Source organism: Bradyrhizobium sp. Arg816 (assembly GCF_029989365.1).
In the GTDB taxonomy this organism is placed as follows: domain Bacteria; phylum Pseudomonadota; class Alphaproteobacteria; order Rhizobiales; family Xanthobacteraceae; genus Bradyrhizobium.
Map to the genome: position 1 here is coordinate 95125 of NZ_JAPRAQ010000013.1, position 25336 is coordinate 120460.

Genomic DNA, 25336 nt, shown 5'->3' on the forward strand with positions numbered 1-25336 from the left:
ACCCTGAGGTCCTGCCATGACGAAAATTTCACTGGTCGTCTCCGACGTCGACGGCACGCTGCTGACCAAGGACAAGACGCTGACGGAGCGCGCGCGGTCCGCGGTCCAGCGGCTGCACCAGGCCGGCATCGGCTTCACCATCACCTCCAGCCGCCCCGCGATCGGCATGCGATTCCTGATCGAGCCGCTGGCGCTCTGGCTGCCGATCGGCCCGTTCAACGGCTCCTCGATCGTCGATCCCGAGATGCATCCCGTCGAGCAGCACCTGATCCCGGCGAGCGCGGCTGAACGGTCGCTAAAGATCCTCCGGGAGTTCGGCGCCGACATCTGGCTCTTCACCACCGACAAATGGCTGATCGATAACCCTGATGGTAAATACGTCGCGCACGAGCAGCACACGATCCGCTCCGCCCCGACCATCGTGACGGATTTTGCGCCGTTTCTCACCAGCGCCTGCAAGATCGTCGGCGCCAGCGCCGATGCGGCCGGCCTGGAGCGTTGCGAGAAGGCGATGCAGGCGGCGCTGGGCAGCGATGCCACCGCGGTGCGCTCGCAGACCTACTATCTCGACATCACGCCGCCCGGCTTCGACAAGGGCACCTTCGTGCAGGCCATGGCCAAGCGCCTCGGTATTTCCACCGACGCGGTCGCCACCATCGGCGACATGCAGAACGACCTCGCGATGTTCCGCGTCAGCGGCACCTCGATCGCCATGGGCAATGCCACCGACAGCGTCAAGGACCAGGCCACCCACGTCACCGCGACCAATGAGCAGGACGGTTTTGCGGAGGCGATGGAGGTGATTTTGAAGCGGAATGGGGTCGCTTGAGTCATTGCTTCGAGCGCTGCACCGCCGGCTTCTCACTTTCCTGCCTTGCCGCCGACAGATTGTGGGCGGTGTTGATGAGCGCGATGTGGGTCAGCGCCTGCGGGAAATTGCCGGTCTGGCGTCGCGCGATGGAATCGTATTCCTCGGCCAGCAGGCCGACGTCATTTGCGAGCCCCGCCACCCGATCGAACAGCGCCTGCGCCTTGTCGAGATCGCCCGACAGCACATAGGCGTCGGCCAGCCACAGGCTGCAGGCCAGGAACGCGCCCTCGATCGGCTGCGTCTCCTCGGACACTTCGCGGGGATCGTGGCGCAGCACAAAACCGTCGCGCATCATGTGTTTCTCGACGGCGGCGATGGTGCCCCGAATGCGCGGGTCCGATGGCGGCAGGAAGCCGACGGCCGGCAGCAGCAGCACGCTGGCATCGAGCAGCTTTGAACCATAGAAGTCGACGAAGGCATTCTCCTCCGCGTCAAATCCCTTGTTGCAGACATCGCGATGAATGGCTTCGCGCAGGGCGCGCCAGTGCAGCAGCGGCGCCTTGAAGCCAAAGGTCTCGGCGCTCTTGATGCCGCGGTCGAAGGCGACCCAGGTCATGACCTTGGAGAACACGTAGTGCTTCGGCTGTCCACGCAGCTCCCAGATGCCGTTGTCGGGATGGTCCCAGACCTCGGCGAGATGGTTGAGCACGGCGCATTCCAGCGCCCAGGTCGTCTCGTCGTCGAGCTTGAGCTTGGCCATGCGCGACTGGTGGAAGGCGTCGATCAGTTCGCCGTAGACGTCGAGCTGGAGCTGCGCATGCGCGGCGTTGCCGACCCGCACCGGCTGGGCGCCCTCATAGCCGTCGAGCCAGCCCGCTTCCCATTCCAGCAGACGCCGCTGGCCCCAGATGCCGTACATGATCTGCATGTTCGCCGGCGAGCCTGCCGCGGCGCGTAAGAGCCAATTGTGCCAGGCCAATGCTTCCTCGGTGTAACCCGAGTTCATCAGCGCCAGCAGCGTGAAGGTCGCATCGCGCAGCCAGCAGAAGCGGTAATCCCAATTCCTGGCACCGCCGAGCTTTTCCGGCAACGAGGTGGTGGGCGCCGCGACGATGCCGCCGGTGGGGGCGAAGGTCAGCGCCTTCAGCGTGATCAGCGAGCGTACGATCAGATCGTGATATTCGCCGTCGCGGGTGCAGCGGCTGCACCATTCGTTCCAGAATTTCTCGGTCTCCTGGAAGGCGATCTCCGGATCGATCGGCGCGGGCGGATCGAGATGCGAGGGGCCGTAGGTCAGCACGAACGGCACCGTCTCGCCGGCCTTCACGTCGAAGTCGGAGACCGTGGTCAGATCCTCGCCGCGGGTCTCCACCGGGGTGCGCAGCACCGTCATGTCCTGGCCGGCGACCGCCAGCAGCGAATGGTCGATGCGTCGCACCCAGGGAATGTCGACGCCGAAGCCGAAGCGGATGACGAGCTCCATCCGCATCTTCACCGTGCCCGTGAGGCCACGGACCAGCCGCACGATGTCGGAGGCCTTGCCGCGCGGCGGCATGAAGTCGATCAGCGCAATGGTGCCGCTCCTGGTCTCGAAGCGCGTTTCGAGGATGAGGGTGTTGCCGAGATAGCGGCGCGAGATGGAGGTCGTGTCCTCGCCCGGCGCGATCAGCCAGCGGCCGTTCTTGTGCGTGCCGAGGATCGCGGCAAAGCAGGCATCGGAATCGAAGGCCGGCCAGCACAGCCAGTCGATCGAGCCGTCGCGCCCGACCAGCGCTGCGGTCTCGCAATCGCCGATCAGCGCATAGTCCTCGATCCTCTGAGCCAATGTGTTACGAGCCCCGGAAAATCCGCCGTTTCAACTCCCGCCGGTCAACGAGCGTTCCCGCGTCGCCGCCTTCAAGGCCGCAAGATCGACCTTGGCGGCGATCTTGTCCAGCGCCACCGGCAGGCGCTGGCGCCAGTTCGGATGCTCATCGATCGTGCCGGGAATGTTGGGCTGGTCGATCACGCCGAGCAGATCCTCCAGCGACACCGCCAGAAGACGCGACGGCGTCCGCGACAGGAAGGCGAGCACCGAATAGAGATCGTTGGCGTTGATGCCGTTCTGGCGCAGGATCTCGTCGAGCCTGCCGAGCGCATCCCAGCGCGCCTGGTCGTTCTCGCCGGGGTCGAGCCCGAGCGAGCGCTTCATCCTGAGATCGCTGAAGGAGCGCCAGCCGGCATAGGTGCACAGATCATGCGTGTTCAGCGTGACCAGCGCATTGGGCCGGTAGTGGTCGGCATTGCGGAAGCGGCCGGCATCGTCGCGCTCGAACATCATGACGAGGTAGGACCAGATACCGAAATCCTGCATCGTCTCGCGGAAACCTTCCGGCACGGTGCCGAGGTCCTCGCCGATCACGATGCATTTGTGCGCCGCGCTCTCGCGCACCACGGCGCCGAGCAGCGCCTCGAACGGCATCTGCACATAGGCGCCGTTGTCCGGCTTGAAGCCGCGCGGCACCAGATACAGCCGTTTCAAGCCTAGCACGTGATCGAGCCGGATCGCGCCGGCGTGGCGCATCGAGGCGGCCAGCATGTCGGCGAACGGCACGAAGGATTGGGCCTCCAGACCACCGGCATTGAAGCCGGCAAGGCCCCAATCCTGTCCGACGGTGTTGAGCACGTCGGGCGGCGCGCCGACGGCGAGATGGCGCGAAATCGCCATCTGCTCGTTCCAGGCGTCGAAGCCGTTGGACTGCACGCCGACGGCGACGTCGAGATAGAGCCCGACGCGCATGCCGAGCTGGCCGGCCAATTCCTTGGCGGCATGCAATTGGCTATCGGCCGTCCATTGCACGAATTCGACGAACGCGACCTCGCGCTCGTCGGGACCGTTGCGGAGCTCGGCGCATTTGGCTTCATCCGGCTGCAGCCACTCTTGCGGCCACTCCCACCAAGGCCCGGAGAAGCGATGCCGCAGCACCTCGAAGCAGGCAAAGCGGGACAATAACGGCGCACGCGCGGCACGGAATGCGTCAAACTCCTTGCGGCGCGCCTCGCTCGCACTCGTCAGGAAACTGTTGTAGGCGGCGCGCAGGCCGAGCCACTTCAGTGCCGCCATGTCCGCATAGGGCACACGGTCGCCTTCGCGGAGCCGCGCGGCGGTCGCAGCCGCGTCGGGGACGAGGTCGGCGGAAAATTCCGGGATCGCCTCAACGTCGATATAGAGCGGGTTGAGAAACAGCCGGCTGTTCGGCGAATAGGGGCTGCAATCGGCGGGGTGGTTGTCGAACAGGACATGCAGCGGATTGAGCCCGACGCCATCGGCCCCTAACTGCCTGGCGAGCCGGACGAGACCGGCGAGATCCGTGAAATCGCCAATGCCCCAGTTGCGGTCCGAGCGGACGCTGTAGAGCTGCACGGCAAGCAGCCAGCCACGGTCGAAATCGCCGCCGAACGCGCGCTCGGGCGCCACGATCATCGGCACCTCTTCCGCTACACCCTTGGCATCGGTCAGCGTCAACCGGTGATAACCGAGCGGCAGGCCGGCGGGCCAGGCGATCACGGGCTCGCGCGTCTCGCCTTGCGCGATCACATTGCCGTTTGCGCGCAATGTCCATTGCAGCGGCGGCGCGCCGATCGTCGTCAATTCGGTGCGCGGATGCCCCAGGGCGCGCACCACCACGGGCCCGCCGACGAAGCGGTAAACCCGCTTCTCCGGCAGGGCCTCGAGGATGGATTTGAGGGCCACGGGATCGGTGACCCGCAGCTTTCCGAGGGCATCGACGAATTCGGACTGAACGCCCTTGATCCGGGCTTGAGCTAAAAGATCCATTCGGCACGCAGCTTGCAGGCCGTTATCCGGCCGGGGGCATGGATTTTAACGAGGTCGTGGAAGAGGTTAGTCAGGCGTAACTCGCAGACCGTGCCTGCCGTTCCCAAGGGAACCAATGACACACAAGCGGCTTTCTATATTGGTATCAAGCGTAGGTTCCCGACAAGGGAAACGGGCTCCTGCTTTCTTGTCAATGGCATCACCGTGAACAAGACAATTCAAACTGTCGAGAGTGCCGCAGCCGGCAGCGCTTTCCTCATCGAAGATATCTATCCCTCGATCGACAGCGGCCGTTTCGCCGTGAAGCGGATTGCGGGCGAACGGGTCGACGTCTGGGCGGACATCTATCGCGGCGGCCACGCGGTGATCGGTGCCGCGCTGATCTGGCGAGGAGAGCAGGACCGGGAATGGCGGAGCGAGCCGATGATCCATCACGGCAATGACCGCTGGTCCGGCGCGTTCACGCCCGTCGAGCCCGGCCAATATGTCTATGCGATCGAAGCATGGACCGACGAATTCGCCACCTGGTCGCACGGGGTTGAGCGCAAGCGGCGCACCGGCGCGGACGTCAGCCTCGATGCGATCGAGGGCGCCGGCCTCCTGACCAAGGCGCATGGCGCCCGGCAGGACGCGGCGGCGGTCATCGTGAAGCAATGCGAGGATTATCTTCAGACCGGCGATGTCGGCTCGCTGCTTGCAGCCGATCTCGGCGCGGCCATGGCTGAGAGCCAATCGCGGCCCGACCTGACCCGCTCGCAGAACTTCCCGCTGATCGTCGACCGCGACAAAGCCCGCTTCGGCGCCTGGTATCAGATGATGCCGCGCAGCCAGAGCCAGAGTCCCGGCCGGCATGGCACGCTCCGTGACTGCATCGCGCGCGTACCCGACATCGCCGCGATGGGCTTTGACGTGCTCTACTTCACGCCCATCCACCCCATTGGCCGCACCCGCCGCAAGGGCCGCAACAATGCGCCGGTGGCGACCGAAGGCGATCCCGGCTCGCCCTATGCGATCGGTACGGCCGAGGGCGGGCACGATGCACTGCATCCCGAGCTCGGCACGATCGAGGATTTCCGCGCGCTGGTCGCGACCTGTCTCGAATATGGCCTCGAGCTCGCGCTCGACTTCGCCGTGCAATGCTCGCCGGACCATCCCTGGCTGGTGCAGCATCCGGAATGGTTCAAATGGCGGCCGGACCGCTCGGTGCGGGCGGCGGATGATCCCTATTCGGACATCGTCATCCCCGATTTCGCCTCCGTCGACAGGGCCGGGCTGTGGAACGCGTTTCGCGACGCCATGCTGTTCTGGATCGACCACGGCATCACCATCTTCGCCATCGACAATCACGACACCGCGCCGCTTCCGTTCTGGGAGTGGCTGATCAGCGACATCCGCCGCCGCCATCCCGAGGTGATCCTGTTCTCCAAGACCTTTGCACGGCCAAAGCTGATGAAGGGCCTCGCCAAGCTCGGCTTTGCACAGTCCTTCAGCTATTTCCCCTGGCGCACGGCGAAGTGGGAGCTGGAGCAATATCTGGGCGAGCTGACGCGCTATCCCGAGCGCGATTTCTACCGGGCGAGCCTGTTCGTGAGCACGCCCGACCTGCTGCCCTATCATCTCCAGGGCGGCGAGCCCTGGGCGTTCAAGTCGCGGGTCGCGCTGGCAGCGACGCTGTCCGGCAGTTACGGCATCTACAGCGGGTTCGAGCTGCTGGAGCATGACGCGGTTCCCGGGCGCGAAGAATATCTCGATTCCGAGAAATACCAGATCAAGCACCGCGACTGGGACCGGCCCGGCAACATCAAGGCCTACATCGCCGCCCTCAATCGCATCCGCAACGATAACGCCGCGCTTCAGCAGACACAGAATTTGCGCTTCCTCGGCGTCGAGGACGGCGAGACGATCGCCTTTGCCAAGGAAGCGGCCGATCCAGCCAACGCCGTCGTCGCGGCCATCGCCCTCTCGCGCCATGCGCGCGAAGTCTGGTTGCCGCTGGGCGACCTCACCATTGACGCCGGCGGCGCACGCCGCCACGTCACCGCACTCGAGAATCTCATCACAGGCGAACAGTCCCGCATCGAATGGGGCGGGATCAAATTGCGTATCGATCCCGACCGCGATCCGGCGCTGCTGTTCCGCTGTCTGGCGTAAGGATCACGCCATGAACGTTTTGTCTTCCGTCGACACCAAGAAAGCCGAGGCAGCCGAGATCGTGGATGAACTCTGGTACAAGGACGCCATCATCTACCAGCTCCACGTCAAGGCGTTTGCCGACAGCAACCATGACGGCATCGGCGATTTCGCCGGACTGACCGAGAAGCTGCCCTATCTCCAGGAGCTCGGCGTCACCGCGCTGTGGCTGCTGCCGTTCTATCCATCGCCAGGACGCGACGACGGCTACGACATCGCCGACTACGGCTCGGTCAATCCCGATTTCGGGACGATGAAGGACTTCAAGCGCTTCATCCAGGAAGCGCAGAAGCGCGGCCTGCGCGTCATCACCGAGCTCGTCGTCAATCACACCTCCGACCAGCACAAATGGTTCAAGCGCGCGCGCCGCAGCCATCCGGGCTCGAGCGCCCGCAACTGGTATGTCTGGAGCGACACCGACCAGAAATACCAGGGCACGCGGATCATCTTCACCGACACCGAGAAGTCGAACTGGACCTGGGACCACGAGGCCGGGGCGTTCTACTGGCACCGCTTCTTCTCGCACCAGCCGGACCTCAATTTCGACAATCCGCGCGTGGTCAGCGCGCTGATCCAGGTGATGAAGCGCTGGCTGGATGCCGGCGTCGACGGCTTCCGCCTGGATGCCATTCCCTATCTCTGCGAACGCGACGGCACCAACAACGAGAACCTCCCCGAGACGCATGCCATCATCAAGCGTCTGCGTCAGGAGCTGGATTCCTACTCGAAGGGCAAGCTGCTGCTGGCCGAGGCCAATCAATGGCCGGAGGACGTGCAGGAATATTTCGGCCGCGGCGACGAGTGCCACATGGCCTATCACTTCCCGCTGATGCCGCGCATCTACATGGCAATCGCGCAGGAAGACCGCTTTCCGATCACCGACATCTTGCGACAGACGCCGGACATTCCCGCAAGCTGCCAATGGGCGCTGTTCCTGCGCAACCATGACGAGCTGACGCTGGAGATGGTCACCGACGTCGAGCGCGACTATCTCTGGACCACTTACGCCAACGATCCTCGCGCCCGCATCAATGTCGGCATCCGCCGGCGGCTAGCGCCGCTGATGGACAATGACCGCCGCAAGATCGAGCTGATGAACTCGCTGCTGCTGTCCTTTCCCGGCACGCCGATCATCTATTACGGCGATGAGATCGGCATGGGCGACAACATCTATCTCGGCGACCGCAACGGCGTGCGCACGCCGATGCAGTGGAGTCCGGACCGCAATGGCGGCTTTTCCCGATGCGATCCGGCCCGCCTCTATGCGCCGCTGATCATGGACCCCGTCTACGGCTACGAGTCGGTCAACGTGGAAGCGCAGTCGCGCAGCCTGTCCTCGCTGCTCAGCGCCACCAAGCGCCTGATCTCGGTGCGCAAATCGACCCTCGCCTTCGGCCGCGGCACCATGACCTTCATCCGCCCGGCCAACCGCGCCGTGCTGGCCTATGTCCGGCAGTACAACGACGAGGTCATCCTGTGCGTCGCCAACCTCTCGCGCGCAGCCCAGGCGACCGAGCTCGACCTGTCGCCGTGGAAGGACCGCATTCCGCAGGAGATGCTCGGACGCACGCGTTTTCCGCCGATCGGCGAGCTGCCCTACATGATCACGCTCGGGCCGTACGGCTTCTACTGGTTCCAGCTCACCGAGCGCGACAAGTCCGAGCCGGTGACGCCGCGCGCGGTACCGGAGTTCGAGACACTGGTGGTGCCGGTCAATTCGAACTGGGTGTCGCTCGCGCGCGAGCGCGGCGTGTTCGAGCGCGACGTGCTGCCGGGCTTCCTGTCGCGGACCCGCTGGTATCCCGAGCACAATCCCAAGCACATCCAGGCCACGCTGATCTCGGCGGTGCCTTTCAGCGACATCGGCGACAACAGACCCTGGATCGCGTTCTTCGAGACCACGCAGAACGACGTTACCACGCGCTACGTGCTGCCGATGCAGATCGAGTGGGTGCGCTTCGACCGCGAGCGGTTCAACCCGAAGGCGCTCGCTGCCGTGCGCCAGGGCGCGCGCGAAGGCACGCTGCTCGACGTAGCAACCGAGCAGATCTTCATCGGGCTTTTCCTGCGGGGCCTGTCGCAGAACCTGGTGGTGGATGAGAACAATCTGCGGCTGGAATTCAAGGCGACCAGCCGGTTTGCCGATTACATCATCAAGGAGCCCGGACGCATCCGCACCATCGAGCAGTCGAACAGCACGGCGCTGGTCGACAACCAGTACGTCGCCAAAATTCATCGCCAGCTCGAAAGCGGCATCAATCCCGAGATCGAGATCGGCTGCTATCTCACCGAGGTCGCGCGCTTTGCCAATACCCCGGCGCTGCTCGGCAGCGTCGAGTTGATCGAGGGCGATAGAAGCAGCGCGGTCGGCGTCCTGCACGCTTATGTCGAGAACCAGGGCGACGGCTGGGCCGTCACCACGGGCTATCTCGACCGCTATATCGACGAGCAGCGGCTGGCGCCGATGGGCGAAGCGCCCCGCGAGACCCAGGAGCAGGCGCCCTATCTGCACTTCGTGGCGCAGATCGGCCGGCGGCTTGCCGAGCTGCATGTGGCGCTGGCCGCCGCCAAGCCCGACAATCTCGCGCCGGAGCCGATCGGCCCCGCCCACGTCAAACGCTGGGCCTCCGACCTCAAGGCACGGGCCGAGCGGGTTTTTGAACGGCTCGCCGACAGCCGCGACGGCCTGCGGGAATCCGACCGGCCGCTGATCGATCGGCTCGTCGCGGTGCGTGCGACCCTGCCCGACCACCTCGACGCCCTCTTGCCATCCGGCATCGCCGGGTTGAACATCCGTCATCATGGCGACTTCCGCCTCGGGCAAACTCTGATCGTGAAGGACGATATCTTCATCATCGATTTCGACGGCAATCCGCATCTCGCGCTGGCCGACAAGCGGCGCAAGCTGCCTGCCGCACGCGACGTCGCCGGCCTGATCCGCTCGATTGAGCTTTCGGTTAACACAGCGCTCAGCCGCGCGCTGACGGGCGCATCCGACGAGCAGGACCGGCTTGCGACCGCACTCGACGAATGGCGCGAACGCGCCGCCGCGACATTCCTTAACGCTTACCGCGAAGCCATGACCGATCGCCGGCTGTGGCCGGAAGATCGGCAATCCGCGGAAGGCCTGTTAAGGTTTTTCCTGCTTGATCAAGCCTTCGACGAAGTAGAGTACGAGCTGTCCCACCGGCCTGAGGGGCTCCGCGCGCCGCTGACCGGACTGCTTCGCATTCTGTCCAATGAGAGCGAAGCCCATGCCTAAACTGCCAGCCGAGGCCTACGCGATCATCGAGGGCCGCCACTCCGACCCCTTCCATTATCTCGGGTTGCATCCCGAGGGCGGCAAGAGCGTGGTGCGCGCGTTCCTCCCCGAGGCCACCAATGTCGAGGCGGTGGGCGAACATGGCGAGGTGGCGAAGCTCGATCGCGTCCACGCTTCGGGCCTGTTCATCGGCGCCCTGCCGAACGGTTCGAAGCGCTATCAGCTCCGCGCCAAATTCGGCGACAACATCGTCGAGTTCGAGGATGCCTATCGCCTCCCGCCGATCCTGACCGACTTCGATCTCTATCTGCTCGGCGAAGGCACTCATCAGCGCCTCTACGACAAGCTCGGCGCGCATCCGATGCGGCTCGAAGGCATCGACGGCATCGGCTTCGTCGTGCTGGCGCCGAATGCGCGGCGCGTGTCCGTGGTCGGCGATTTCAATTTCTGGGACGCACGGCGCCATCCGATGCGGGTACGCGGTGCCGGTTATTGGGAGCTGTTCATCCCGCACGCCAAGAGCGGCGACCACTACAAGTTCGATATCATCGGGCCGCACGGCCATCAATTGCCGCTGAAGTCCGATCCCATGGCCTTTGCGAGCGAGGTGCGGCCGAAGACGGCTTCCATCGTGTTCGACGAGGCACATCTCGCGCGCCCGCGCCCGGCGCCGGATGGCATCAACGCGCTCTCGGCGCCGATGTCGATCTACGAGGTCCATCTCGGCTCCTGGCGGCGCAAGAACGGCGACGAATGGCTCACCTATCGCGAACTGGCCGAGCAGCTGCCGGCCTACGCCCGCGACATGGGCTTCACCCATCTTGAATTCCTGCCCGTCAGCGAGCATCCGTTCGACGGCTCCTGGGGCTATCAGCCGACCGGCCTCTATGCGCCAACCAGCCGCTTCGGCGGGCCTGAGGATTTTGCCGCGCTGGTCGATGCCTGCCATCGCGAGGGCGTCGGCGTGCTGCTCGACTGGGTGCCCGGCCATTTCCCTGACGATCCGCACGGCCTCGGCAGCTTTGACGGCACCTCGCTCTACGAGCATGCCAATCCGCTCCAGGGCCGCCACCTCGACTGGGGCACGCTGATCTACAATTACGGCCGCACCGAAGTGACCAACTTCCTGGTGTCGAACGCGCTGTTCTGGCTCGAGCGTTACGCGATCGACGGGCTGCGCGTCGATGCGGTCGCCTCCATGCTCTATCTCGATTACAGCCGCCCGCCGGGCGCCTGGATTCCGAACCAGTATGGCGGCCGCGAGAACATCGAGGCGATCGCGTTCCTGCGCCGCTTCAACACCGAATTGTTCGCGCGCTTCCCGCAGGCGACCACGGCGGCCGAGGAATCCACCGCGTGGCCGCAGGTCTCGCGCCCGGTCGAATTCGGCGGGCTCGGCTTCGGCTACAAGTGGAACATGGGCTGGATGCACGACACGCTGAACTACATCAGCAAGGATCCGATCCACCGCAAGCATCATCACGGCGAGATCCTGTTCGGCCTGCACTACGCTTTCTCGGAGAACTTCATCCTGCCGCTGTCGCATGACGAGGTCGTGCACGGCAAACGTTCGATCCTCGGTCGCATGCCCGGCGACGAATGGCAGCGTTTCGCGAATTTGCGCGCCTATTACAGCTTCATGTTCGGCCATCCCGGCAAGAAGCTGCTGTTCATGGGCGCGGAGATCGCGCAAAGCCGCGAATGGAATCACGACCAGTCGCTCGACTGGCATCTGCTCGAATATAAGTACCATTCCGGCATCCAGGCGTTGATCCGCGACCTCAACCGGCTCTATCGGGCAGTGCCGGCGCTGCACCAGATGGATTGCGAACCGGCCGGCTTCGAATGGCTGATCACGGATGACGCCAACCGCAACGTGTTCGCCTGGCTGCGCAAGGGATTCGACGAGCACGCACGGTGTCTCGTGATCATCAACTTCTCACCCAACGTCTATCGCAACTATCGCGTCCGCGTGCCCTTTGCCGGCAAGTGGAAAGAGGTGTTCAATTCGGACTCCGCCCATTACGGCGGCACCAATGTCGGAAACATCGGCGAGGTTCTTGCCACCGACGGCAAGGCGCCCGAGCTTCGCCTCACCGTTCCGCCGCTCGCCGCGATCTTCCTCGTTCCGGAAAGCTGACCGATGCGCCTGACTGCTGGATCGCCCGCACGCCTCGGCGCAAGCTGGGACGGACGCGGCACCAATTTCGCGCTGTTCTCCGCCAATGCGCAGAAAGTCGAGCTGTGCCTGTTCGACACGCAAGGAAGGCGCGAGCTCGAGCGTGTCGAGCTGCCCGAGCGGACCGAGGACGTCTGGCACGGCTATCTCAACGACATCTCGCCGGGCCAGCTCTACGGCTATCGCGTACACGGCCCCTACGAGCCCGAGCACGGCCACCGCTTCAATGCCAACAAGCTGCTGCTCGACCCCTACGCCAAACGGCTCGCCGGGCGGCTGGTCTGGAGCGATGCCCATTTCGCCTATCGCACCGGCTCGCCGCGCGAGGACCTCTCCTTCGACCGGCGCGACAACGCGCGCGGCATGCCCAAGGCGGTCGTCGTCGACGAGACCTTCAACTGGGGCCGTCGCGAGATCCGGCCCAACATTCCCTGGGAAGACACCATCATCTACGAGGCCCACGTCAAGGGCCTGACGCAAAAGCGCGACGACGTGCCGCCGAATTTGCGCGGCACCTATGGCGGCCTGTCGTCGCCGGCGATGATCGAGCATTTGAAAACGCTCGGCGTCACCACCGTCGAGTTGCTTCCGATCCACAGCTTTATCGACGACCGCATTCTGGTCGAGAAGAAGCTCGCCAACTATTGGGGCTACAACACGCTGTCCTTCTTCGCGCCCGAGCCGCGCTACGCCCAGGACAATGCGCTCGATTCCTTCCGCACCACGGTCGCGCGCCTGCACGATGCCGGCATCGAGGTGATGCTCGACGTCGTCTACAACCACACGGCCGAAGGCAATCACCTCGGTCCGACCCTGTGCTACCGCGGCATCGACAATGCCTCCTATTACTGGCTGAACCGCGAGAACCCGCGCTATTACGACGACTTCACCGGCTGCGGCTCGTCGGTGAACCTCACCCATCCGCGCGTGCTCCAGATGGTGATGGATTCGCTGCGCTACTGGGTCGAGGTCTGCCATGTCGACGGCTTCCGCTTCGACCTCGCCACCACGCTCGCGCGCGGACCGAACGGCTATGATCGCGGCAGCTCGTTCCTGACGGCGATCCGGCAGGACCCGGTGCTGGCGGCGGTGAAGCTCGTCGCCGAACCCTGGGATCTCGGGCTCGGCGGCTACCAGGTCGGCGCATTCCCTTCCCAATGGTCGGAGTGGAACGACCGGTATCGCAGCGCCATGCGCCGCTACTGGAGCGGCGAAGGCAGCCTGATCGGCGACATCTCGAGCCGCATGACGGCGTCATCCGACCTGTTCAATCATGACGGCCGGCGGCCGCGCGCCAGCATCAATCACATCACCGTGCATGACGGCTTCACGCTCGCCGACCTCTTCAGCTACAACGAGAAGCACAACGAGGCCAATGGCGAGGACAATCGCGACGGCTCCAGCGACAACCACAGCAACAATTGCGGTGTCGAGGGTCCGACCGACGATCCCGAGATTCTCGGGCTGCGGCGGCAGCTTCGCAAGAACGTGCTGGCCTGCCTGATGCTGGCGCAGGGCGTTCCGCTGATCCTGGCCGGCGACGAGGTCGGCAATTCGCAGTCCGGCAACAACAACGCCTATTGCCAGGATAACGAGGTCGGCTGGGTCGGCTGGGACAATCTCGGCAAGGACGGCGACGACATGGTCGATTTCGTCGCCGGGCTCGCCGAGATCCGCCGCCGGTTCTCGCAGCTTCGCAGCCATCGCTGGCTCGACGGCCGCCCCAAGGACGGCGTCTCCTACGGCGCGCTGTGGCTGACGCCCGCCGGCGACGAGATGACGGAGAACGACTGGAAATTCCCGGAGGGGCGGTTCCTCTCCTATGTGATGGGGCCGATGGAACCGGGGAGCGCCGCGATCTTTATCGTACTGAACGCCGCCCCCGAAGAGATCGCATTCAAATTGCCCAACATGGCCGAGTACAAGAGCTGGCAGCAGATCCTGAATACCACTGATGCCAGGCCGAACAGTGTTGATTTGCAGCCCGGAGGCGACAGCAAGGCGCCGCCGCGCTCCGTGCTCGCCTTCGCGGGGGCGCTATGAGACCATCCTTCGGGGCGAGGCCGACCAAGGACGGCGTGTCGTTCCGGCTGTGGGCGCCCGGTGCTCGCCGAGTCGATCTCCTGCTCGACAGGCGGCACGCGATGCAGCGCCGGCAGGATGGCTGGTATGTCGCCGAGATTGCCGGCCTGCCCGTCGGCAGTCCCTACCAGTTCAGGATCGACGACGAGATCGACGTGCCCGATCCCGCATCAGCCTTCCAGCCGGACGACGTTTCCGGCCCGAGCGAAGTCGTCGATCATGATGCCTTCGCGTGGCGCGCGCGCGATTGGCGCGGACGTCCCTGGGAAGAGACGGTGCTGATCGAGGCCCATGTCGGCACCTTCACGCCTGAGGGCACCTACCGCGCCATGATCGACAAGCTCGATCATCTCGTTACGACGGGGATCACCGCGCTGGAATTGATGCCGCTGGCCGATTTCGCCGGGCGCCGCGGCTGGGGCTATGACGGCGTGCTGTGGTACGCGCCCGACAGCGCCTACGGCCGGCCCGAGGACCTGAAGACACTGATCGACGAGGCGCATCTGCGCGGGCTGATGGTCTTCCTCGACGTCGTCTACAATCATTTCGGCCCCGAGGGGAATTATCTCGGCCGCTATGCGCCGGCTTTCTTCACCGATGCGCATACGCCATGGGGCAGCGCGATCGATTATCGCGTGCCGCAGGTCCGGGCCTTCGCGGTCGAGAACGCGCTGTCCTGGCTCACCGACTACCGCTTTGACGGCCTGAGACTGGATGCCGCCAATCACATCATGGCAATCCCGGGCGAGCAGTCGATGTTGCAGGACCTCAGCGTCGCCGCCGGTGAGCTCGCCAAGGCTACGGGGCGGCACATCCATCTCGTGCTGGAGAACGGCGACAACCGCGCCAGCCTGCTCGATGCCGCGCAGGATCCGCCCAACGGCAAATATCGCGCGCAGTGGAACGACGACTATCACCACGTCTGGCACGTGATGCTGACCGGTGAGCTCGCGGGCTATTACGCCGACTACCAGACGCCGCGCATGGATCTCTCGCGCGCGCTCGCGTCAGGCTTCGTCTACCAGGGCGAGATCTCGGAGTTCTGGGGCAAGAAGCCGCGCGGCGAGGCGAGCGGCGAGCTGCCGCCGGCGACCTTCGTCAACTTCCTGCAAAATCACGACCAGATCGGCAATCGCCCATTGGGCGATCGGCTCGAGAGCCTGGCATCGCCACGGCAGATCGAAGCCGCTCTCGCGGTGACGCTGCTCGCACCGATGGTGCCGATGCTGTTCCAAGGCGAGGAATGGGGCTCCACGGTACCCTTCCCGTTCTTCTGCGATTTCCAGGGTGGCCTTGCCGATGCCGTGCGCAAGGGTCGCAAGCAGGAATATGCCTGGGCCTACGAGAAATACGGCGACGAGGTCCCCGACCCGCTCGATCCCAAAACGCTGCAATCGGCCATGCTGGATTGGACCGGCCACACGCCGGAGCAGGATGCGCGGCTCGCGCTGGTGCGGGAGCTGCTCGCGCTGCGTCACAAGGAGATCGCACCGCGGCTGAAGGGTGCGAGGTTCGGCGATGCCGAGACGGCCGATAGCGGCCTGCTCACCGCGCATTGGCGCATGGGCGACGGCGCGAGGCTGCGCCTGACCGCCAATCTCTCGGACAAGGACATCGCACGTCCGAGCGACGCGACAGGCACGCCGATCTGGGGCTCCGTCAGCGGCGATCGGCTCCCACCCTGGTCGGTGATCTGGCATCTCGGAGGTTAGCATGCCTCCTGCCATTCCTCTTGCGACCTATCGGCTTCAGCTCACCGCGGATTTCGACTTCGACAAGGCCGCCGCGGTCGTGCCTTATCTCAAGGCACTCGGGATCACACATCTCTACGCCTCGCCGGTCATGAAGGCGCGCAGGGGCTCGACCCATGGCTACGACACCGTCGACCACAGCCAGTTCAATCCCGAGCTCGGCGGCGAGGCCGGCTTTGCCCGGCTGAGCGACGCCCTCACGCAGCACGACCTCGGCCTTATCATCGACTTCGTGCCGAACCATGTCGGCGTGCACTTTGCCGACAATCCCTGGTGGCTCGATGTGCTGGAATGGGGCCAGGCCTCGCCGCATGCGGTTTCCTTCGACATCGACTGGGATCAACTGGCCTTTCGCGCCCGGGGCGGCGTGCTGCTGCCGATCCTCGGCTCGCCCTATGGCGAGGCGCTGGAGCGCGGCGACATCGAGCTGCGCTACGATGCCGATGAAGGCAGTTTTTCCGCCTGGTATTTCGAGCATCGCCTGCCGATCGCGCCGGAACGCTATGGCGAATTGCTGCGCCTGATCGTGAAGGAAGCCGACGCCGCCGAGACAGGGGCCGGCAAGCACCTGCTCGCGCTTGCGGCCCGCTACACCGGGCTGCGTCGCCCCAACCGTAGGGAAGCGCCCGGCTTCAAGGCGGAGCTCAAGGAGATCGCAGGCAGCGCCGATATCATCGTACGCGGCCTCGCCGCCTATCGTTCCGCCAAGGATCGCCCGGCGCAGACGCTGGCGCTGCATCATCTGCTGGAGCGCCAGCACTACAAGCTCGGACACTGGCGGCTTGCCTCCAGCGACATCAATTATCGCCGCTTCTTCGACGTCAACGGGCTTGCGGGCCTGCGCGTCGAGGACGCGAGCACGTTCGCCGCCACGCACCGGCTGGTGAAGCAGCTCATTGCCGACGGCAAGCTGCAAGGCATCCGCCTCGATCACATCGACGGCCTGCGCGATCCCGCCCAATATTGCCAGCGGCTGCGCCGACTGGTGCGCGACGCGCAGGGCAACACCAAACCGTTCTATACCGTGATCGAAAAGATCCTGTGCGAGCACGAGCGCCTGCCGCATTTCGCCGGCGTTCAGGGCACCACGGGCTATGAGTGGATGAACGTCATCACCCAGGTTCTGGTCGACCCGAAAGGGCTGGAGGCGTTGAACGAGACCTGGCGGCAGATCAGCAACCGCCCGCCACGGCTGGCGCCTTACGTCAAGGACGCCAAGCGGCGCGTGCTGGAGACGCTGCTGACCAGCGAATTCACCGTGCTGACCCGCCTGCTCGCGCGCATCGCCAACGGGCATTACTCGACCCGCGACTTCTCCGCCGACAGCCTGCGGCAGGCGCTCGAATTGTACGTGCTGCACTTCCCGGTCTATCGCACCTATTTGACGCATAGCGGGCCGACCGCGCTCGACCGCAAGCTGATTGACGACACCATCGAACGGGCCCGCGCGGAATGGTTCGCCGCGGATGAAGGCATCTTCGACTTCCTGCGCGATGCGCTGACCATGGACCTGCTCAAGCCCGGCCGTCCCCCGCACAGCGCTCCGCGGGTGCGCCGCTTCGCGCTGAAGGTGCAGCAGTTCACGGGACCGATGATGGCGAAGTCGCTGGAGGACACCGCCTTCTATCAATTCCACCGGCTGCTCGCCCTGAACGAGGTCGGCGGCGATCCCGCGAGCAACGGCCTCACGATACCTGCCTTCCACGAGGCCATGCGCGCGCGTGCCAAGGAATGGCCGCAAGGGATGACGGCGACCGCGACCCATGACACCAAGCGCGGCGAGGACGCACGCGCGCGGATCGCGGCGCTCAGTGAGATTCCCGGCGAATGGACCAGCGCGGTGGCGCGCTGGAAGGTGCTGAACGCGCCGCACCTCGCGCTCAACGGCAATCTGCGCGCCCCGTCGGCGACGTTCGAATACATGCTCTACCAGACCCTGCTCGGCGCCTGGTCGCTTCAGGAGCCGGCCGATGCCGGCTTCGTCGAGCGCATCCAGGCCTATGCGCTCAAGGCCGCGCGCGAGGGCAAGGAGGAGACCAGCTGGCTCAACCCGCACGAGGCCTATGAGAACGGCGTCGAGAGCTTCATCGGGAAGATCCTCGATCCAGCGCAATCCAGCGAGTTCCTGGAGGCGCTGCAAACCCTGGCACGCCGCGTCGCGCTGCTCGGCGCCCTGAATTCGCTGAGCCAGCTCACGCTCAAGGCGACACAGCCCGGCGTGCCCGACTTCTACCAAGGCACCGAATACTGGGACCTGTCGCTGGTCGATCCCGACAACCGCCGCCCGGTGGACTTTGCCGCGCGGCAGACGGCGCTGACGTCACTGGAAGCGCCGGACTGGCGCGGGTTGATCGAGACCTGGCCGAACGGCCAGCTCAAGCTGGCCTGGACGCGGCACCTGCTCAAACTGCGCAACGAACTCGCCGATGTGTTCGCGCAGGGCGAGTATCAACCGCTGCAGGTCCGGGGCGCGCACGCAGACCACGTCATTGCCTTTACCCGCCGACACGGCCGCACGGCTGCGATCGTCGTGGTCGGGCGCCAGTTTGCGCCGTTCACGCAAGAGGGCCGACAATGGCCCGCCTTCGAGGGCGTTGACGCGACGATCGACATCACCGGCTACACCGGGCCGGACTTTGCCGGCAATCAATTGCCGCTCGCGCAAGCCTTCCGGGATATTCCCGCTGCGGTCATCGAGGCACGTGCCGCCAGCACTGCGCGACCCAGGCAACAGCGCGCTCGGAGCTGACGGCTACTTGCCCCCGTCCTTGCCCCCATCCTTGGTCAGCAGCAGCTGCCCGCGCTTGCGGATGGTCGCCTGCGCCATCTCGGCGAAGCGCTGCAACAGCCACGGCAACACAACCTCAACCTTGACGTGGTCGTCGGCGACATCGACCTGGCCGCTCGCGATCTGCCCGAGCGCGCGGATGCGAAAACTCATGCTGTCGCCGCTCCAGCGCTCCTCCTCGACCTGCATCACGGGAATGCTGGCGGCGGCGCGACCGAGCCCGGTCTTGAGCCGGCGCACGGCTTCCTCCCGGCCGAGACGATGTGGAATGGAGACGACAAGCGGTGCTGACATGGCCCTGCCCTGTGGTGACTGATCCTCACATAGTCATGCCGTCTGGACTGGCAAAGGTTCCATGCAAGTTGGCCCCGTTCGCCGTGTTTCATCGTGGGAACTATAGAACCTGCGGCAAGTTGCCCTCGCACCACGGGACAGGTGCAAACGACCCTTTCAACAAAGGGCTGGAGGAGACTAGCATGTCTATCGGTACGATCATTCTGATCATTTTGGTCATCGCGCTGCTCGGCGGCTTCAGCGGCATCGGCGGCGGCCCGTTCTACGGCACCGGCTATTACGGCGGCGGCGGACTCGGGCTCGTCATCGTCATCCTGCTGATCCTGCTGTTGCTCGGACGGATCTAGCCGCGGCTTCGTAGGGTGGGCAAAGGCGCAACGCGCCGTGCCCACCGCTTCGCCGCAATGAGAAAGATGGTGGACACGCTTCCGCCTTCGCTCTTCGAGCTACAGCGGACAAGTCGCTTTGCCCACTCTACTTCATTTTCCCCGTAAGCTTCTTCATCGCGGCCTTGATCGACGCAGCCGCATCGTCATAGCCATCCCAGGCTTTCGAGCGCGCCAGCAGACCCGGCACCGTCCGCACCGTGTACCGCTTCGGATCGAGATCACCCTTCACCTGCGCCCATGTCACGGGCATCGACACGGTCGCGCCATCGCGCGCACGGGGCGATAGCGGCGCCACCGCCGTCGACAGGCGGTCATTCCGCAAATAATCCAGGAAGATCTTTCCGTTGCGCAGCTTCTTGGACATGTTGAGCAGATAGCGCTCGGGATCGTCGTCGGCCATCCACTGGCAAACGCCTTGCGCGAACGCCTTGGCCTCCTTCCAGCTCACCTTGTCGCGCGCGCCGTGGAGCAGCGGCACCACCACGTGCAGGCCCTTACCGCCGGTGGTCTTGCAAAAGCTCTCCATGCCGACGTCGGTGAGGCGCTGCCGCATCTCCTTGGCGGCGTCCACGACATCGGCAAATTTGACGTCCGGCGCGGGATCTAGATCGAACACCAACCGGCCCGGCGTATCATAGGCGTTCGGGGCACAATTCCAGGGATGCAGCTCGAGGCCGCCGATCTGTGCGACCGCGGCAAGCCCCTCGACGCGATCGATCTGCAAATACGGCTTGCGATCGCCCGAGACTTTCGCGAGCTCCAGCAGATTCGACGTGCCTTGCATCGCATGGCGCTGGAAGAATTTTTCGCCGCCGATGCCATCAGGCGCGCGCAGGATCGAACAGGGACGGCCCTTGATGTGCTCGATCATCCAGGCGCCGACGGCCTCGAAATAGCGCGCGAGATCGAGTTTCGTCACGCCCTCGCCGTCGCCGCCATCCGGCCACAGCTCCTTGTCCGGCTTCGAGACGACGACACCCATCACCTCGGCCGTACCGGCATCCTTCCGCTTGCCTGCCTTCGGCACGGCGCGCTTCCTGGCCGAGGGCTTTGCGAGTTCGGTATCACCTGGTGTTTCCGCCTCGACCTCCTCGGCCGGCTTGTCCTGCCGCAGGCCCTTGAAGGCGGCCTGGCGGATATTGCCGTCGGCGGTGAAGCCGGCGAACTCGATCTCGGCGACGAGCTCCGGCTTCAGCCAGTGCACGTCGCGCGTCTTTTTCGGTGCGTTCTTGCCGCCGAAGGGGCTTTGCCCGGCCTCCATGGCTTTCAGGGACGGCATGATGCGCTTGACCTTGTCCGCGCCGAAGCCGGTGCCGACCATGCCGACGAAGGCAAGATGATCGCCGCGGTGCACGCCCGCCATCAGCGAGCGGAATTTGCCGTTGGTGGTCTTCCAGCCGCCGATCACGACCTCATGGCCGGCGCGGCATTTGGCCTTTGTCCAGCTTTCCGTTCGCCCCGACCGATAAGGCGCGTCGAGCTTCTTCGACACCACGCCTTCGAGCTCGAGCTTGCAGGCCGATTGCAGCACGGCATCGCCGCTGCTCTCGAAATGCTCGACATAGCGGATTTGGCTCGATTTCTTCTTGCCTGCGTTCAGAAGTACCTTGAGACGGTCCTTGCGCTCGCCGAGTGGCAGGCGCCGGCAATCGAGCCCCTCGGCGAACAGGAGGTCGAAGGCAAAGAAGATCAGGTCCTCGGTCTTGCCGTCCGACAGCGCGGCCTGGAGCGAGGAGAAATTCGGCGCGCCGTTGTGATCCAGCGCGACGATCTCGCCGTCAATCATGAGGTCGGGAAGCTCCCCCGCCTCCTTCGCGATGGCTGCGAACTTGTCGGTCCAGTCGAGGCCCTTGCGCGTCTTCAGCGTCGCCTCGCCGTCGTCGACGCGGAGCTGGACGCGATAGCCGTCGAACTTGATCTCGTGGCACCAACCATCGGCCGCCGGCGGCCGCTCGACCGGGGTGCAGAGCTGCGGCGCGACGAAGTCCGGCATCTCCGAGACTTTTTTCGCGGTCGTCGCGGTCGTCGCTTTCTTCTTTGCGCCCGTCCCGCGCTTCAACGCCGCGCCGGGCGCCGGCCTGACGGTGCGCCCTTTCGGCTCCTCGACACGATTGGACTGCCAGACCGCATCGGCCTTGACCTTGGCGCCCTTCGCCAACATGAACGGCTTTGGCGCGCGACCCTTGCCATCGGCGATCTCAGCCATCGCGCGGCCGGAGGCCACCGACTTGTCCTCGCCGAGAATGTCTTCGCTCTCGCTGGCATATTCGTCGCGATGCTTGATCAGGAGCCAGTTGGTGCGCTTGCCCCCGGTGCGGTCATGCCTCATTCGCACCAGCACCCAGCTTCCATGCAACTTGTCGCCGTGGAGCGTGAACTTGAGGTCGCCCTTCTGGAAGCCGCGCTCGGGATCCTCGGACTCCCAGGTGCCGCGGTCCCAGAGCATGACCGTGCCGCCGCCATACTGCCCTTCCGGAATCGTGCCTTCGAAATCGCCATAGTCGAGCGGATGGTCCTCGACCTCGACCGCCAGCCGCTTGTCATGCGGATCCAGCGAGGGTCCCTTGGTGACCGCCCACGACTTGAAGACGCCGTCGAACTCGAGCCGCAGATCATAGTGCAGTCGCGTCGCATCGTGCTTCTGGATCACGAAGCGCCGCTGCGCCGATGGCGCCACCGCGGTCTTGCCCGACGGCTCCGGTGTCTTCTCGAAATCGCGCTTCTGTCGGTAGGTGGAGAGTTTTCGCAGCACGACCGGTCCCGCATTCTCTTTCGGCGCCAAAAGCCTATCACGGCAAAAGTCCCATCCGGAACCAAAACCCGATGGGGCGGTTGGGGTTCCAAAATGCCTTGAAACGCTGGAGAACGGAATGGCCCCGCGCGCCTATTGGAAGGGAACGTTAAAGCTCTCGCTGGTCAGTTGCCCGGTCGCGCTTTATCCGGCGACCACCGCAGCCGAGAAGACGCGGTTTCACATGATCAACCGCGAGACCGGAAACCGGCTCAAGCAGCGGATGGTGGACTCCAGAACCGGTGACGTGGTCGAGAGCGACCAGAAGGGACGCGGCTACGAGCTGCGCAAGGGCAAATATGTCGAGATCGAGCCGGAGGAGCTCGAGGCGGTCCAGATCGAAAGCAACCACACCATCGACATCGAGAGTTTCGTGCCGAGCGACGAGATCGACCAGCGCTACCTCAATCATCCCTATTATATCGCGCCCGACGGCAAGGCCGCGGTCGATGCTTTTGCCGTGATCCGCGACGCCATGAAGGACCAGGACCGCGTTGCGCTCGCCAAGATCGTGCTCACCAACCGCGAGCACATCATCGCGATCGAACCGCTCGGCAAGGGCCTGCTCGGCACCACGTTGCGCTTCCCCTACGAGCTCCGCGACGAGGGCGAGTTCTTCGACGACATCAAGGGCCCCAAGATCACCAAGGACATGGTCGAGCTCGCCAGCCACATCCTGCAGACCAAGGCTGCACATTTCGACCCGAGCAAGTTTAGGGACGACTACGAGACCGCGCTGAAGGCGCTGGTGAAGCGCAAGGCCAGCGGCAAAACAATCGAGCTGCCGGAGCGCGAGGAGCGGCCGAGCAACGTCGTCAGCCTGATGGACGCGCTGAAGCAGAGCCTGAAGGGACGCGGCGGGAAGAAGACGGCAAAGTCGCATGCACGCCGGGCCACCAGAGGGCAACGAGCCACGAAGAAGGCACACCGGTCAACGGCACGGCAGAGGAAGGCGGGGTGACACAGCGGCTAGAACTTTGCAAACTCGAAATGCATTCCGTCCTGGCTGCCTTCGCTGAAGTGTCCTCCCCAGTAGAACCCCAGCTCGTTGGCGGGCTCCACCAATTCGCGCACGCAGCCACGCCGCGGGCATCGCGCGGGCTCCTTGGTGAATTGATTGTCACGCTCGTTGACGTCAAACGCCGAGCCGAAGGCATGATTGGACAGCGCGCTCACCTGGTTGCTTTGCTTGAGACCATGCCCGCCGTTGCCCGGTGACTGGCCGCGCTTGTATCGCGGATTGTAGTCACCATCATAATGCCAGAGGAGATGCAGCAGATCGAGCTCCTCCCAGCGGGCAAACAGCAGAAGCAAGTGCGGCGCGACCAGCCTGTGGCATCGCATGATGCCGGAGAAGCCGGTGACGAACTTCATCTGGGGGATCGGCAGGTCCACGATGTTTGCATTCCGCCAGTCCGGAATCGTGTGATCGCAGCTGTCCTTCGGCACCACCTCGTCCTTGTCGGCGCGGTTGCCGAGCGGCAATTGGACGAACCTGAAGCAACCCAACGCAGCATTGCGATCTGCATTGCTGGGGCTTTCCAGGTTGGTGGGCTTCGGAGGAAAATTGCTCCCCGTCTTGTTGCTATAGAAATTGTCCGGGCGGACGGTATATCCGAGACCCTGCGCGACCTGGAGCGTGGCCTCGTCAAATTTGCCCGTGGTCGGGCGCGAATGCTGGAGCTGGAAGATCTTCGTCGCCTCTTCGGTCTTCATGCCGAACTGGCCATCGATGGCGCCCGTCTGTGTCACGTTGTTCTTGCGCAGGAAGTACTGCCAGCGCTGGACTTCCAGCGGGTTGTTCTCGCCACCACGCTCCAGGAAGAAAGGCATATGAGTCTCCTCAGAACCGAATTCAGCGTTCAAATGTCGGGCCTTCGTCCGGCCGGCGGGTTATCGAAGCGCCTCACACGCGCCAGCTGAGGAATCGACGATGTCCTGCACGCCGCGCAGCATCGTGTCGCAATCGCGAATGACTTGAGCTTCCTTGCGCTTGATCGGCCCCCAATGGGCCAGTTTATTCCGCAGGCCGACAGCCGCGAATTCTGCGGCAAAAGCTGGAGCCTCCTTGGTCAACTGCTGAAATTCCTTCCCCGTCCCGGTCCCCCAGTTCTTGAGCATTTTCGGCTTGCAGTGGACGTCCTCCTTGAAGATCTCCACGAAGCCGGACGGGGTAACCTGGTATGTCGCGAACAAGGGAGGCAGCAGCGGGCTCATGCTGCGCGCATTGAAGCTGACCTGGAAAAGACCGGCTTCGGCCGTCTCACCGTCTTCATTGTCCGCGGAGTAGTCGCGCCCCTCGCAGTACTGGCCCGAGCTCTCGCGCATGCCGAGACCGATCAGGAGCACGAACAGATGGCGCAGCGTGTCCGCGCTGGTGGTTTCGTTGCTCCATCCGAGCGCCTGGAATTCGGGAGTGTAGAGGGATAGTGCGTCGACCGCTGGCGCACGGGTGTCAGCTTTGGCCATCTCGATCGCCGCCACGTCATCGGCCAGGAATTTGCAGTAAACCCTGCCATAGGTGACGGCCATCCCCTTGATATAGCCGATGGGTGCGACACCCCGGTTTTTCCAATCGAAGTCGGCAATGGGCGAGGCGGCGGCGAGAGCGACGATCTGGCCCACAACTGGCCCGAATGACGATGCAGCTGCAGCGGCCTTCATGGCAGACGGGGCTCGCCCGTTTTTCCGCTTCGGCGTCCGCTTTGCCGGCGCGCGCGAGCGCTTCGGCGGCGTCTTTGAAACGCCCTTCCTCCTGGCGGATACCTTCTTCGCCTTGCTCTTGGTGGACGCCTTTTTCGCCATTGTGCTCACTGCTCCATCATCTGCAGACGCACAGAACTTGCCCGGTCCCAAGCCCGGAGAATACGACCGAATGATACAATCATTGGTTGCTTTGTGAAATCCATTCCGGTTGGCGGGCGGTGCGGCGCTTTAACGCGCTTCGACGCTCGCCTCCGGATACGCTCAACGGCCGGCAGC

Annotated in this window: 16 protein-coding genes; 10 read left to right on the forward strand and 6 right to left on the reverse strand. The window is 64.5% G+C overall.

Annotated features, from left to right (window positions below; translation table 11 throughout):
* Positions 1 to 16: 16 nt before the first annotated feature.
* On the forward strand, positions 17 to 829 hold the full coding sequence (locus OWC48_RS28240; protein WP_282522925.1) for a Cof-type HAD-IIB family hydrolase: 813 nt from the start codon (positions 17 to 19) through the stop codon (positions 827 to 829).
* A 1-nt stretch (position 830) separates the two neighbouring features.
* On the opposite strand, the gene OWC48_RS28245 is transcribed toward OWC48_RS28240, so the two are convergent.
* Both OWC48_RS28245 and malQ read right to left on the reverse strand, forming a co-directional pair.
* Positions 831 to 2636, reverse strand: a complete 1806-nt coding sequence (locus OWC48_RS28245; RefSeq protein ID WP_282522926.1) for a glycoside hydrolase family 15 protein — start codon at positions 2634 to 2636, stop codon at positions 831 to 833.
* Between the two features lie 30 nt (positions 2637 to 2666).
* Positions 2667 to 4628 (reverse strand): 4-alpha-glucanotransferase, encoded by a 1962-nt coding sequence (gene malQ, locus OWC48_RS28250; RefSeq protein WP_282522927.1) that lies wholly within the window; start codon positions 4626 to 4628, stop codon positions 2667 to 2669.
* A 204-nt stretch (positions 4629 to 4832) separates the two neighbouring features.
* Between malQ and OWC48_RS28255 the strand changes: the two genes are divergently transcribed.
* Genes OWC48_RS28255 through treY form a run of 6 tightly spaced genes read left to right on the forward strand, consistent with a single transcriptional unit; the run spans position 4833 to position 18841 of the window.
* Entirely contained in the window at positions 4833 to 6779 is a 1947-nt protein-coding gene (locus tag OWC48_RS28255) for a maltotransferase domain-containing protein (protein WP_282522928.1), read from the forward strand.
* A gap of 10 nt (positions 6780 to 6789) precedes the next feature.
* A complete protein-coding gene (gene treS, locus OWC48_RS28260) occupies positions 6790 to 10080 on the forward strand; it encodes a maltose alpha-D-glucosyltransferase (protein WP_282522929.1) in 3291 nt (1096 codons plus the stop codon).
* Complete coding sequence (gene glgB, locus OWC48_RS28265) at positions 10073 to 12220, forward strand: 1,4-alpha-glucan branching protein GlgB (RefSeq protein WP_282522930.1); 2148 nt, start codon at positions 10073 to 10075, stop codon at positions 12218 to 12220. Before treS ends, glgB begins: the two co-directional genes overlap by 8 nt.
* 3 nt (positions 12221 to 12223) lie before the next feature.
* Complete coding sequence (gene glgX, locus OWC48_RS28270) at positions 12224 to 14302, forward strand: glycogen debranching protein GlgX (RefSeq protein ID WP_282522931.1); 2079 nt, start codon at positions 12224 to 12226, stop codon at positions 14300 to 14302.
* The gene (gene treZ / locus OWC48_RS28275) at positions 14299 to 16053 is read left to right on the forward strand and encodes a malto-oligosyltrehalose trehalohydrolase (protein ID WP_282522932.1); all 1755 of its coding nucleotides are present in this window, start codon (positions 14299 to 14301) and stop codon (positions 16051 to 16053) included. Before glgX ends, treZ begins: the two co-directional genes overlap by 4 nt.
* Before the next feature lies 1 nt (position 16054).
* Positions 16055 to 18841, forward strand: coding sequence for a malto-oligosyltrehalose synthase (treY, locus tag OWC48_RS28280; RefSeq protein ID WP_282522933.1), 2787 nt, complete (start codon positions 16055 to 16057; stop codon positions 18839 to 18841).
* A 3-nt stretch (positions 18842 to 18844) separates the two neighbouring features.
* On the opposite strand, the gene OWC48_RS28285 is transcribed toward treY, so the two are convergent.
* Positions 18845 to 19174, reverse strand: a complete 330-nt coding sequence (locus OWC48_RS28285) for a polyhydroxyalkanoic acid system family protein (protein WP_282522934.1) — start codon at positions 19172 to 19174, stop codon at positions 18845 to 18847.
* Between the two features lie 182 nt (positions 19175 to 19356).
* Between OWC48_RS28285 and OWC48_RS28290 the strand changes: the two genes are divergently transcribed.
* Entirely contained in the window at positions 19357 to 19521 is a 165-nt protein-coding gene (locus OWC48_RS28290) for a DUF3309 family protein (protein WP_007595743.1), read from the forward strand.
* A 127-nt stretch (positions 19522 to 19648) separates the two neighbouring features.
* Here the strand turns inward: OWC48_RS28290 and ligD are convergent, their stop codons facing one another.
* Positions 19649 to 22315 carry a DNA ligase D gene (gene ligD / locus OWC48_RS28295; RefSeq protein ID WP_282523021.1) on the reverse strand — a complete coding sequence of 889 codons (2667 nt, stop codon included), beginning with the start codon at positions 22313 to 22315 and terminating at the stop codon, positions 19649 to 19651.
* A gap of 118 nt (positions 22316 to 22433) precedes the next feature.
* On the opposite strand from ligD, the gene OWC48_RS28300 reads away from it, so the two are divergent.
* The gene (locus tag OWC48_RS28300) at positions 22434 to 23315 is read left to right on the forward strand and encodes a Ku protein (RefSeq protein ID WP_282522935.1); all 882 of its coding nucleotides are present in this window, start codon (positions 22434 to 22436) and stop codon (positions 23313 to 23315) included.
* Positions 23316 to 23323: 8 nt separating this feature from the next.
* Here OWC48_RS28300 and OWC48_RS28305 read toward each other — a convergent pair whose 3' ends face one another.
* Together OWC48_RS28305 and OWC48_RS28310 are read right to left on the reverse strand one after the other, a co-directional pair.
* Positions 23324 to 24187, reverse strand: coding sequence for a M15 family metallopeptidase (locus OWC48_RS28305; RefSeq protein WP_282522936.1), 864 nt, complete (start codon positions 24185 to 24187; stop codon positions 23324 to 23326).
* Positions 24188 to 24247: 60 nt separating this feature from the next.
* On the reverse strand, positions 24248 to 25018 hold the full coding sequence (locus OWC48_RS28310; RefSeq protein WP_282522937.1) for a hypothetical protein: 771 nt from the start codon (positions 25016 to 25018) through the stop codon (positions 24248 to 24250).
* Between OWC48_RS28310 and OWC48_RS28315 the strand changes: the two genes are divergently transcribed.
* Positions 25017 to 25256: a hypothetical protein gene (locus OWC48_RS28315; protein ID WP_282522938.1), complete on the forward strand. Its 240-nt coding sequence runs from the start codon at positions 25017 to 25019 to the stop codon at positions 25254 to 25256. The genes OWC48_RS28310 and OWC48_RS28315 overlap by 2 nt on opposite strands.
* The last annotated feature ends 80 nt before the right edge of the window (positions 25257 to 25336 follow it).